This is a genomic window from Hymenobacter roseosalivarius DSM 11622, from assembly GCF_900176135.1.
GTDB lineage: Bacteria > Bacteroidota > Bacteroidia > Cytophagales > Hymenobacteraceae > Hymenobacter > Hymenobacter roseosalivarius.
Genome location: NZ_FWWW01000042.1, coordinates 1 through 12,475 on the forward strand (window position 1 = coordinate 1; position 12,475 = coordinate 12,475).

The window sequence follows — 12,475 nt, forward strand, 5'->3', positions numbered from 1 at the left end:
GCTTCGTGCTTACAGTGCCGTTACGGGTACGCTGGTGGGATTATAATTGAGGTTTGGGGAAAGCCAGCGTTCCAGCTCCGCAATAGGCATATTTTTGCGCTGCGCAATGTCCTCTACCTGGTCGCGGGCTATTTTGCCCAGGCCAAAGTAGCGCGAATCGGGATGCGCGTAATAGAGGCCGCTAACCGACGAGGCCGGATACATGGCCAGGTTTTCGGTGAGGATAATACCGGTTTGCTGGTCAGCGTCGAGCAGTTGAAACAACGTGACTTTCTCCGTGTGGTCGGGGCAGCCGGGGTAGCCGGGCGCGGGCCGCACGCCGCGGTATTTCTCCTGAATCAGCTCTTCCTTCGTCAACTTTTCATTGGCCGAATAACCCCAGAACTCCTCCCGCACGCGCTGGTGCAGGCGCTCGGCAAAGGCTTCGGCCAGGCGGTCGGCCAACGCCTTGATCATGATGCTGGAATAGTCGTCGTGGTCGGCCTCAAACTTTTCGATGAGCTTTTCAATGCCCAGGCCCGCCGTCACGGCAAAGCCGCCGATGTAATCCTGCCGGCCCGATTCCTTGGGGGCTACGAAGTCGGAGAATGCCAGATTGGGTACCTGAGGGGCTTTTTCGCTTTGCTGACGCAAGGTGAAAAACTCGGTTAGTAGCTGCTCGCGCTGGTCGTCGGCGTACACTTCGATGGTGTCGTAGCCGACCGTATTGGCCGGCCAGAAGCCCACCACGGCGCGGGCCGTGAGCAGGTTTTCGCTGATAACCTGCTGGAGCATGGCCTGGGCATCGGCAAACAGCTTGGTGGCTGCTTCACCAAGGTTTTCGTCTTCTAGAATGCGCGGATAACGCCCTTTCAGCTCCCAGGTGTGGAAAAACGGGGTCCAGTCGATGTACTCGGCCAGCTCGGCCAGCGGGTAATTGTCGAGCACTTTGGTGCCGAGGAAAGTTGGCTTGGTAATCGGGGTGGTTTCCCAATCAGCCTTCGCCTGATTTTCGCGGGCGGCCTCAATGGTCAGGTAGTTTTTCTCGCGCTGGCGGGCGGCATAGTCGGTGCGCAGGGTGGCGTACTCGTCGCGCACGGCCTGGGCGTAGGTTTCGTGGCTGGAGCCGAGCAGGCTGGCGGCCACGCCCACCGAGCGCGAGGCATCGTGGACGTGCACCATCGGGCCGGAGTAGTTGGGGGCCACTTTCACCGCCGCGTGCAGGCGAGAGGTGGTCGCGCCACCAATGAGCAGGGGCGTTTTGAGGCCGCGCTTTTCCATCTCCTGGGCCACATACACCATCTCGTCGAGGCTGGGCGTAATCAAGCCGCTCAGGCCAATAATATCCGCGTTCTGCTTCACGGCCTCGTCCAGAATGCGTTCCAAAGGCACCATCACGCCCAGGTCCACGATGTCGAAGTTGTTGCAGGCCAGCACCACCCCCACGATGTTTTTGCCGATGTCGTGCACGTCGCCCTTCACCGTGGCCAGCAGGATTTTACCGGCCGTCTGCCGCTCCGAGCCTTGCTTATCGGCCAGCAGGTAGGGCTCCAGGTAGGCCACCGCTTTCTTCATCACCCGCGCCGATTTCACCACCTGGGGCAGGAACATTTTGCCGGCCCCAAACAGGTCGCCTACTACGTTCATGCCGGCCATCAGCGGCCCTTCAATCACCTCCAGCGGCCGGCCTACCTGCTGGCGCACTTCCTCGGTGTCTTCGTCGATAAACTCGGTGATGCCGCGTACCAGCGCGTGTTGCAGGCGCTCAGCCACGGGCAGGCTGCGCCAGGCGTCGGCCACCACTTCCACCTTGTCCTTCTGCTTCACCGTTTCGGCAAAATCCACGAGGCGCTCGGTAGAATCGGGGCGACGGTTGAGCAGCACGTCTTCTACCAATTCCAGCAGGTCCTTCGGAATCTCATCGTACACGCCCAGCTGGCTGGGGTTCACGATACCCATATCCAGGCCCGCGCGGATGGCGTGGTAGAGGAAGGCCGTGTGCATGGCTTCGCGCACCACGTCGTTGCCGCGGTAAGAGAAGCTGATGTTGCTGACGCCGCCGCTGGTCAGCGCACCGGGCAGGTTGGCTTTAATCCAGCGGACGCCCTCGATAAAGTCCAGCGCATAGTTCCGGTGCTCCTCCATGCCCGTGCCCACGGTCAGGATGTTGGGGTCGAAGATGATGTCCTCGGCGGGGAAACCGACTTCGTTGACCAGAATATCGTAGCTGCGCCGACAGATCTCGATGCGCCGCTCCAGAGAGTCGGCCTGGCCATTCTCATCAAAGGCCATCACGACCATAGCTGCGCCATACTGGCGCACGGTGTGGGCGCGCTCCCTGAATACTTCTTCGCCTTCTTTCAGGGAAATAGAGTTGACGATGCTCTTGCCCTGTACGCACTTCAGACCGGCTTCCAGCACGCTCCATTTCGAGGAGTCGATCATGACCGGCACCCGCGAGATGTCGGGCTCAGAGGCAATCAGGTTGAGGAAGGTGGTCATGGCCTGCTCTGAGTCGAGCATGCCTTCGTCCATGTTCACGTCGATCACCTGAGCGCCGCCTTCCACCTGGTCGCGGGCTACTTGCAGGGCCTGCTCGTAAGCGCCGGTGCGGATGAGACGGGCGAAAGCGCGGGAGCCGGTTACGTTGCACCGCTCGCCCACGTTTACAAACAGGCTATCGGGGGTGATGCCAAACGGCTCCAAACCAGCTAAACGAGTAGCTTTGGGTACTTCCGGCAGCTGGCGCGGCTGGTATTTCTCGGCCAGCTTAGCCAGCTCGGCAATGTGCTGAGGCGTAGTGCCACAACAGCCGCCAGCCACGGTTACTATGCCTTCCTTGAGGTAGTTCTCGACTACCGACGCAAATTCCTGGGCCGACTCGTCGTAGCCGCCGAAGGCGTTGGGCAAACCGGCATTCGGGTAAGCCGAAACGTGCACGTCGGCAATGCGGCTCAACTCTTTTACATAGACGTGCAGCTGATCGGCCCCAAGGGCGCAGTTCAAGCCTACGCTCAGCAGCGGCAAGTGGCTAATGCTGTTCCAGAAGGCTTCCACAGTCTGCCCCGAAAGCGTACGGCCCGACGCATCGGTGATGGTGCCCGAAATCATAACCGGTACCACTTTGCCGCCTTCATCGAAGTACTTCTGCACGGCATACAGCGCCGCTTTGGCGTTCAGCGTGTCGAAGATGGTTTCAATCAGCAGCGTATCCGAGCCGCCTTCCACCAAGCCGCGCACCTGCTCCAGATAAGCAGTAGCCAACTCGTCGAAGGTCACGGCGCGGAAGCCGGGGCGGTTCACGTCGGGTGAGAGCGAAGCGGTACGGTTGGTGGGCCCCACGGCACCAGCTACGAAGCGCGGCTTGTGCGGCTCGCGGGCCGTAAACTCGTCGGCTACTTCGCGGGCCAGGCGGGCCGACTCGTAGTTCAGCTCGTACGCCAGGTGCTCTAGACCATAATCGGCCTGGGCGATGGTGGTGCCGCTGAAGGTGTTGGTTTCCACCATGTCGGCGCCGGCGGCGAAATACTCGGCGTGAATGCCGCTGATAATATCGGGGCGGGTCAGGCTGAGTAGGTCGTTGTTGCCGCGCAGAGGCTTAGGATGGTCGGCGAAGCGCGCACCCCGAAAATCCTCCTCCGTCAGCGGATGGCGCTGAATCATGGTGCCCATGGCGCCATCGAGCACCAGAATGCGCTGTTGGAGAATGTCGTAGAGGGGGGAGGCTGGTCGAGTCGTTTTCATAAGGTCTCCTTCAGATACAGGCGTTTTAAGCGCCGCCTATCCAGAAAGAGAACCTCGAAATGAGGGCTCCGCACTTATCTTCTTCTGCCCGTGGGGGGCAAAATGGGAGTTGGCACCTTGTTTTACTCAGGTTGCCAAGACGTCACAGGGCCCAGTCCCTCGGTCTTTCTGGATAAGTAGCTCGGCAAAGATACAGCAAGACGCGTAAAAAAGTTTGCGCTGGTTAGCAACAAAACGCTCAGCGCCTTAAAAACAAAAAAACCCGAGCCCATGCACTCGCACGGACCCGGGTTGAAAAGTCGCTAGAATCTAGTTTAATTCTTCATGATCAGACGCGTGAAGCGGTTACCCTGACCGGTAATCAGGTGGGCAATGAACAGATCGCCAGTCAGGCGGCCTTTGGCGAACTCGTAGGTGAAGCGCTGGCCAGCTTTGCCGGAGCCTTCGCCCAGCACCGCTACCACCGTGCCCTGCATGTTCAGCACTTCCAGCCGGAACGTCCCGCCCTCGCGCAAGGTGAACGAAACCGACGTTTTATCGTCAACGGCCGGGTTCGGGGCGCTGGTCAGCTCGCTATCCGTTTCCGACTCCTCGGCCGCAAAAGAAGAGCTGTTCGTGGTGGTGCCACAGTTGCCCAGCATGTCGCCGTGGTTGATGTGCACGGACACCTCGCTGGATTTGAGGCACCGGCTCGTCTTGCTGTGACAAACAAGCACCTGATCGTTGTTGGGACCGCAGCGTACGTCGATGACCGTGATAGTCACCGTGGCCGATGCCTGGCAGCCCGCGCTGTTCGTGGTCGTGACGGTCAGGGGGTAGGTGCCGGCCGCGGTGGGCGTGAAGACAGGATTGGCGACGGCTGCGTTGCTCAGACCCGCGGCGGGGCTCCAGGTGTAGCCGACAAGACCTGTATTGATGCTGTTGGCCTGCAGCTGCACATTCTGGGGACCGTAGCCCAAGTAAATAGTAGTCACTGGTCCATTAGTCTTCACGTTCGAGGTGGCCTGCACTGCGATAGTTGGGGCAGTGCACGAATACACGGGGGGCAAATCAAACGCCTCCACCTGGTCGCTGCGGCTGGTGCTTAGTCCCTGCTGGGCGCTGAACCCGAGTCCGCGTTTAGCGAAGGCAGTCCAGATCAATTTCTGGTTAGCGCCATTATTGTTGGCGCGGTCGGCAGCCAGAATCGCGTCGCGGGCGTCTACGAAGCCGGGGTTGCAGGCCTGAAGCTTCAGGCCGTCGATTACCAGCTGCATAGCCAGATTATTGCCGGCTTTGCCGGTGTACAGGTTCGGGTCGAAGCCATACTGGTCAATCAACGCCCAGGTCATGTCCCAGAGCATAGTGGCCCATACGAAGCCGACGCCGTGGGGCTGGGTGAGGACGGGGTTGTTGGTGGCCGCGTAAGTGTAGTTGTTCACCCCAAAATCGGTACTGTAAGGCGAGGGGCGAATGCCGCGCCCGGTAGTGGGCTGGTTCTGCACGTAGGTGCCTATGCCGCGGGGCTTGGGGCCAGTATCACCGGTTTTCATGGTCAGCATGAGCCCAAACCAGTCGCTCCATCCCTCGCCACCCTGTTCGGCGTTGCGCAGGCAGCTGGAGTTATTGGGGCCGCCCGTTAGGCGGGTCGAGATGCCGTGGCCGTACTCGTGGGCGATGATGCCGTTATCAAAATCGCCATCCAGCTCAGGCAGGCCGCCGCTGTTTTTGAGAGCTACTTCTACGGTAGCAGCCGCGTCGAGCTGCTGGCGAATAAGCTGGCCGTCCTCCATGCTGATCATCACCGCTGGGATAACGATGGCTGGCGTAGGGTTGGTCGGTGCGCCACCCATGACGGTAGGCCCGCCACTTACGTTGTTGATGACCACCACCGCGATGGCGCCGGCAATCTGGGCGTTCTGCACTTTGTCGGCAAACCCGCAGTTGCCCCGGTACACCACCGCGATGTTGCCGCTGATGGCAGCCCCGTTCGTAAAGGCCGCGCAGCCTTCTTCGCTCTTGCCTGCCGTTGTGGGGGGCGTACTTTGGGCTAATACCAGCTTGCCGGTGAGCGGCGTAGCCGTGAGGGGCTTGCTAAAAGACCCCTCACGGGCCGGATACGTCCCAGCTATACCAGCCGGCGCGCTTACTCTGAACATCTCCGGGTCGGGCGCGCCGCTCCACAGATACATCTGCATGCGCGGAGCCTGCCCGTCGATGGGGGTAGCGAAGTTGGCGTTGTTGCGCGTGGCAATGACGTTGCGGCTATCCTGCGACTCGGCCATTACCTGGTCGGCTCCCAGGCCTTCCAACGCATTCGGGTTCGTAGTTTGAAAGTTGCCGCTGACCTCGTCAAAGCCGTATTGGTACCAGATGTCGTGCATGATATTACTCATGTAAAACAAGTTGGTGGTGGCCGCGTCGCGGTAAGTAACCGGCTGTTTGGAAAAGTCTACCGGGTAGTCAAACAGCAGGGAAGGACCGGGATTAGGACTATAGTTGATTCCGGCGGCGTTGTTATTATTGTCCGGGTCTTCGTAGGCGTTTACATTGTTGCCGCGGGTAGTAGTAAACGAAACACCTGATGTTACTGTGTGCCAGCCCATGGGCGAAGCTGTTTTATCGGCCACATCGGTGCCAACGAAGACGCGCGGTCCGTGGCTGGGCGTTTCGGTAGGCACAGCGAATACATTGTAGGCGTTGGCCGTAGGCCCAGCCGCCACCGCTGAGAAAGAAAACGGAGCCGTCTCGGGCTGGCTAACTGAGAGACTTTTGCCCCCCGGACCATCATTCTCAAAAGTGCATTCCACGACGAGGTTATCCTTATCCAGAAACTCGCCGGTGGCCGCATCTACGCGGACGTTCCACCAGTTGCGGGCATCCAGCTCGTAGATGGATACCTCCCAGGCCAGCACGAGCCGGCCATCGGCCAGGGGCTGATACAGCAGTTTGGCGGGAATAGGGCGTAAGGAAATGCCGCCGGGGCTGAGCAGCGCGGCCCGGTTGGGCTCACGGCTTTGCTCCTGATAAGCCAGCGGCGCTTTGAGCGTCAGTCCAAGGTGCCGGGCAGCGGCGGCCACGGCGGCGGGCGCATCCAGCTTGGCCTGATTACTCTTTACCTTCTTGCCCAGATCCTTCTGGAAACGGTTGCCTACGTTAATTACCTGGTCGTCTTTGGTCAGGTTGACGGTGGTAAGAGCCCCGTAAATGTCGATGCCCTGGTAGCGCTGCTGGATATAGAGGTGCTTGAGGCCGTTGCGTTTGCTGGTGCTTTGGCTGCTCAACACGAGGTCGGCCAGGTCTTCGTCGGCCAGATCTAGGGCTTGACGATTCTTTTTTAGATGGTCCAGGGCCGCCTGCGGGATGGGTTTCTTCGCGGAGTTGCCACTGCTTTGGCCAAAGGAAGCTCCAGAGGCGGTCAGCATAGCCACCACCAGCGTTATCCGGGAGACGAGAAGTAAGAGTTTGTTCATGTACTTACAGTGTGATTAAAGAGTGAGCTACACGCGTACTAAAACCTTTTTGCTTAGAGGCGTACGGCTTTTATGGGCTGTATGGTTTTATCATTTCGCTGTTAGTCCACATATTCCCTGAATAGTTCAACAACTGGCCAGAGCATCCATAAACAGTAGGCTACCCTGGAACGGCGACATCTGGAGGAGGTGTGGTCCGGGTACGAAACACGTAATCGATCAGGCTAAGCCCCTGGCAGATAGCGCTGTCTTCCTGAATAACTGAGGTGAATAGCGCCTCCTCGTAGGAAGCAGATGACTACCCTCAATACTACTGCTGTCGGTTCTGCCCTGCCGGGCGCGAGTCAAAACCCTCTACTATATTGCCATCAGGTGGCGTTGGCCCGATAACAGCCATTTCAAGTCAAGTAAGCACAACGAGTAGCCCTGGTTTTAGCGCTGATCAGGGTGCCATAAAGCCTTTCTCCCACCTGATCATCATGCATTTCAGCCCTGCCTATGCCTTCCGCAGATTCCTTTCCTTGTACCATTCTTCTGCACGGCGGTTCGGGCCGCTTGCATCCGCCTGGCACCCCTTTTCCGCGGCAGGCTGCGTATGCCCGCACCCTGGACGAGGCCGCGCGGGCCGGATTTGACGTGCTCGCCGGCGGCGGCAGTAGCGTCGACGCCATTGAAACCAGCCTCAGGCAGCTGGAAGACTCGCCCTTATTCAACGCTGGCCGGGGCTCGGTGTTTTCCCACGCCGGCGTAAACGAAATGGACGCGGCCCTCATGGATGGGGCCACCCTGCTAGCCGGCGCGGTAGCGGGAGTACGCACGGTGAAAAATCCCATCTCCGCCGCTCGCGCGGTGCTGGAGCGCTCTGCTCATGTCCTGCTCACTGGGGCGGGCGCCGACGAGTTTGCCGCTACTGCTGGTCTGGAAATCGTGCCCCCCGCGTGGTTTCGGACTGAGGAGAGATGGCAGCAGTGGCAAGCCCTGCAACAGGCCGAAGCCAGCGTGCCGACTCCCAAATACGGCACCGTGGGAGCCGTCGCGCTGGATCGGGGCGGCCGCCTTGCGGCGGGTACTTCCACCGGCGGCATGTTAAACAAGAAATTCGGCCGGGTGGGCGATTCCCCGCTCATTGGGGCCGGCACGTATGCCAATCATCTCTGCGCCGTGTCGGGTACGGGGCACGGCGAGTTCTTTATCCGCCACGCCGTGGCCCACGACATCGCGGCCTTAATGGAATACAAGGGCCTGAGCGTACAGGAAGCAGCTCAGCTGGTCATTCATCATAAAGTAGCCCCCGCCGGTGGCCTGGGCGGCGTTATCGCTCTCGACCGGCAGGGCAACGTAGCGATGCCCTACAGCACCGGGGGGCTTTTTTGGGCTTTGATGAGTGCCGATGGCCGAGTCGAAACCAACGTCTGTAATATGGTAATTGAATAAAGCAGGACTACCATAGTTTCTTTTCCCAAACCGCTATTAGAGCACCTGGGGGGCTTTTTCGCAACTGTGCTCTACTTGCTAACGCCAACAGCTTCTAAAGGCGTTGGTGCAGCCAGTCGAGAGCAGCGGCTTCATTATCAAACAGGCGATAGGTCATTGCTCCGGCCTGAGCATCCTGCAGCCGATAGCTGTCGGGCAGCTGCGCCCAGGCATCGGTCGCCATCATTACGGCCCCGTAGATCTCTCTTGCCTGGTTTTCATACGAGAGCCAGTAATCGGTAATCCACTGGCTTTCTTCTTCTGTGTAGGGCGTCATCAGGCGCTGGTCGCCCAGAATCTTATACCACCCGCGCAGCTTCAGAAGTTGCCCGACATGCCGCAGGAAGGCCTGCAAATACGCTATTTCCCGTGTCCCTGCATGATATTGCACCACGGCATAGCCATCTGGGTGCTCCAAAATACGACCAACGGAATTCTCAAAATAAACACGCAGGGCAACAGGTAACATAGGCAGCAATAGAAAGAGGCAGGACTAAATGACGCTACTTCAGGAAGGGGGATAAAAGTACTATTATCTCCGGTTAGGACAATTTATTGCCGCGCCCGATTTTTTAGTAAGTAATAGTAGCCTCAGCGCCCTGGCATAATAGAGTGGTGATCTTATATATTGTTTCCTTGTGTTGTCATATGTCATAATCCAGGAAGCTGTCTGGAGATTCGTGAACTCGTCGTGCTGAGCTTGTCTATGCTTCGCGCACTACTCTTATCTTAACTAGACACGCGAGTGGCGCATGAGCGTCTGTTTACGGTGCGCTTAATTTTGCGCGAGCCGTACCTACAAAAAAAGGCTGACTCATGGGCCAGCCTTTTCTCAAAACGCGTAGCGTGCATTAGAGCGCCTTCTTCCGCTCAGCCTGAAACTTCTTCAGCTGCGGGTCAATGACCTTTTTATCACCGACCACTACAATCGTCATCTCGTCGGGGCGCACGTATTTCTTGGCCGCATCCTGCACTTCCTTGGGCGTGATGGCGTGAATATCCTTTACCTGGTTGGTCAGGTAGCTGTCGGGCAGGCCGTGCAGATCAAGAAAGTTGAGCTGGCCGATGATGCCGGCCGGGGTAGAGTTGCGCAGCACAAACAGGCCAGCCTCGTAATTCTTGATACCTTCCAGCTCAGCTTCCGTAGGTGCCTCTTTTTGCAAACGCTCAATCTCGTAGACAATTTCCTTGAGCGAGTTGCCCGTGTGCTCGGTGGTTACGTCGGCTACTTCCGACCACTCGCCGGCCCGGTAGCGGGCGTTTATGCCGCTGGAGGGGGAATAGGTGTAGCCTTTGTCCTCACGGATATTACGGGTAATGCGCGAGCCGAAAGAGCCCCCCAGCAGCGAGTTCATCACCCGCAGACGAGTATAATCGGGGTGGGTAGGATCGACGACGGGCAGGCCGATGACCAGCGTAGACTGCGGAGCGCCGGGCCGGTCCTGCACCATTAGGTCGGTTTTGGTGACGGGCTTGGCAATCTCGATACGCGGAGCCGGACCCTTAGTCCAGCTGCTTAGCGAAGACGTAACGGCTTCGCGCAGCGCCTTTTCATCGAATTTGCCGGCGGCGTATACCGCCGTGCGCTGGGCGCCGAACTGCTTAGTATAAAAGTCGCGTACCTGCTCCGGGCCGTAGGCGTTTATCTGGGCGTCGGTGGGCATGTCGCGGCCGTAGGGGTGACCTTGATAGAGGGCCATCGTGAACTTCATGCGCGCCTGAGTGCCGGGCCGGGAGCGAGCCAGGTTAGTCTCGCGCTTAAAGTCGTTCTTGATTCGCTCTATTTCCGTGGCTGGAAAAGCGGGGTTCTGTACTAAGTCAGCCATGAGCTTTACCAGCTCCGGAGCGTATTCCGACAGCACTGAACCCGAGATTATGGTTTGGTTTGGGCCTACCGACACATCGAGCGATCCACCCATACGAGCCGCTTTTTCCGAAATCTGCTTGGCGGAGAGAGTGGTGGTGCCTTCCCGCATCAGGCGACCCGTGATGTCGGCCAGGCCGGTTTCGTTGGCACCCTCGTGCACGTTGCCGGCCTGAACAATCATGCTTACCGTTACCTTAGGAATGTCGCCGTAAGGTACCAGCGTGGCTTGCAGGCCATTATCCAGCGTGAATTCTGTTTTGGCGGGCAACGTGAAGTCGCGGGGGACGCCGCCGGCGGGTGGGGTTTGTTTTTGGGCGCAGGCCGGAGCGCTGAGGGCGCAGGCGGCGCTTAGTAAGCCGATAACTATATTTTTCATGGGGTAAGTCTTTGGGAGTTGGAGCGAAGTGCTAACCTGAGCTTGGCAAGTATCGGAAAAAGCCCCCCTGCGTTCTGAGAGTGCGGACCACACAGCTCGCGCTGCCTGGGGTTAGTCGAAGCACAACTAGCTCTTAGCTAGTGGATTAATCGTGAGAATCGTCCGGTTGGTGGGCCGCAGATACTCCCGCAGCGTCTTCTGTATCAGCTCCGGCGTCACTTTCCGAAACTCGCTTTCCAGCTGGTTGATGCGCTTGGGGTCATTCTCAAACAAAGCGAAGCTGGCCAGCAGATCGGCCTTCCCGAAACCGTAGAGTTGGCTCACCTGATCATAAAGACGGGAGCGCATTTTCACGATGGCCAGATCAAGCAATTCCTGGCTGACGCCTTCTTTATCGAGCTTCTGAATTTCGCGGTCCAGTACGGCCACCACCGAGTCAGTCGAGACGTTTTTGTCATACACTAAGCTGCCATCCCAGAGCATGGGACCGTTGTAGTTGAACATATTGCCCAAACCCGAATTGATGCCGCCGCTTACTGAACCAGTGTAGCCGCGCTCCTGCACCAATGCCTGATACAGGCGGCTGTCTTTGCCTTGGATTAAGATTTGGTCGAGCAGGCCCATAGCGTAGTACTCCGGCGTGTTTTTGTCAGGCATATGGTAGGCGAAGGCGAGGGCGGGCTTGGTGGCCAGCTTGTCATCTTTGGTGAAGCGCTGCTCCTTCTCCTGACGGGGCTCGGTTAGGTCTACCTTGGCCGGTAAAGTGGCCTTGGGAATGCTATCGAAGTACTTCTTGATCCAGGTTTTGGCTTCCGCTGGGGTGAAGTCACCCACTACGACCAGGGCCGCGTTATTAGGCGCGTAAAAAGTCTTGAAAAAGGACTCTGCATCTTCGAGGGTCGCCGCGTCGAGGTCCTTCAGGTCGCCGTAGAAGTTGTGAGCGTTGTGCCAGTTTTTGTTGGCATACTGGGGCATGTCCAGCCACGGAAAGCCGCCGTAGGGCTGATTAAGCACGTTTACCTTTACCTCATTTTTTACCACTCCCTGCTGATTTTCCAGGCTGGCCGGCGTAAGGGCCACACTGCGCATCCGGTCACCTTCTACCCAAAGTAAGGTTTCGAGCTTGTGAGAGGGCACTATTTCGAAGTAGTTAGTAAAATCGAAGCGCGTGGAGCCGTTATTGATCCCGCCACTACTCTGCACAATCTTATCGAACTCCCCTTTGGGTAAGTTCTGAGAGCCCTGAAACATCAGGTGCTCAAACAGGTGTGCATAGCCAGTGCGGTTGCGCGGCTCGTTGCGGAAGCCTACTCCATAGTATACCGCCACTACAACCTTAGGCGCGGTTTTGTCGGGTGAGAGCACCACTTTCAGGCCGTTATCAAGAGTGAAATAATCCACCGGCACCTGATAAGTAGCCACCTTGGCTGCTTGCGCAGGCTGGGGGGCTTTTTGGTCGCTTGTCACGCCCGACGTAGTTTTCTGACTACAGGCATTCAGGGCCAAAATGCCCCCCAGACCCAATAGCAGACTGGGAATTAATCGTCTTGATGAGAGCATAAGGAGTGGGAGCTGGGAAATGAG

General features: G+C 58.2%; 6 protein-coding genes and 1 riboswitch. Of the genes, 1 reads left to right on the forward strand and 5 read right to left on the reverse strand.

Annotated features, from left to right (window positions below; translation table 11 throughout):
* Positions 1-9: 9 nt before the first annotated feature.
* Positions 10-3,723, reverse strand: a complete 3,714-nt coding sequence (gene metH / locus B9A24_RS03455; RefSeq protein ID WP_084443779.1) for a methionine synthase — start codon at positions 3,721-3,723, stop codon at positions 10-12.
* A 71-nt stretch (positions 3,724-3,794) separates the two neighbouring features.
* Positions 3,795-3,902, reverse strand: a riboswitch (SAM riboswitch).
* 135 nt (positions 3,903-4,037) lie between these two features.
* Positions 4,038-7,175 (reverse strand): T9SS-dependent M36 family metallopeptidase, encoded by a 3,138-nt coding sequence (locus tag B9A24_RS03460; protein WP_084443780.1) that lies wholly within the window; start codon positions 7,173-7,175, stop codon positions 4,038-4,040.
* A gap of 498 nt (positions 7,176-7,673) precedes the next feature.
* Between B9A24_RS03460 and B9A24_RS03465 the strand changes: the two genes are divergently transcribed.
* The gene (locus B9A24_RS03465) at positions 7,674-8,609 is read left to right on the forward strand and encodes an isoaspartyl peptidase/L-asparaginase family protein (protein WP_084443781.1); all 936 of its coding nucleotides are present in this window, start codon (positions 7,674-7,676) and stop codon (positions 8,607-8,609) included.
* Positions 8,610-8,703: 94 nt separating this feature from the next.
* Here the strand turns inward: B9A24_RS03465 and B9A24_RS03470 are convergent, their stop codons facing one another.
* The 3 genes from B9A24_RS03470 to B9A24_RS03480 form a co-directional block, all read right to left on the reverse strand.
* Positions 8,704-9,117 (reverse strand): hypothetical protein, encoded by a 414-nt coding sequence (locus tag B9A24_RS03470; RefSeq protein ID WP_084443782.1) that lies wholly within the window; start codon positions 9,115-9,117, stop codon positions 8,704-8,706.
* A gap of 382 nt (positions 9,118-9,499) precedes the next feature.
* Positions 9,500-10,891 carry a M16 family metallopeptidase gene (locus B9A24_RS03475; protein WP_084443783.1) on the reverse strand — a complete coding sequence of 464 codons (1,392 nt, stop codon included), beginning with the start codon at positions 10,889-10,891 and terminating at the stop codon, positions 9,500-9,502.
* A 126-nt stretch (positions 10,892-11,017) separates the two neighbouring features.
* On the reverse strand, positions 11,018-12,451 hold the full coding sequence (locus tag B9A24_RS03480; protein ID WP_084443784.1) for a M16 family metallopeptidase: 1,434 nt from the start codon (positions 12,449-12,451) through the stop codon (positions 11,018-11,020).
* Positions 12,452-12,475 lie beyond the last annotated feature (24 nt).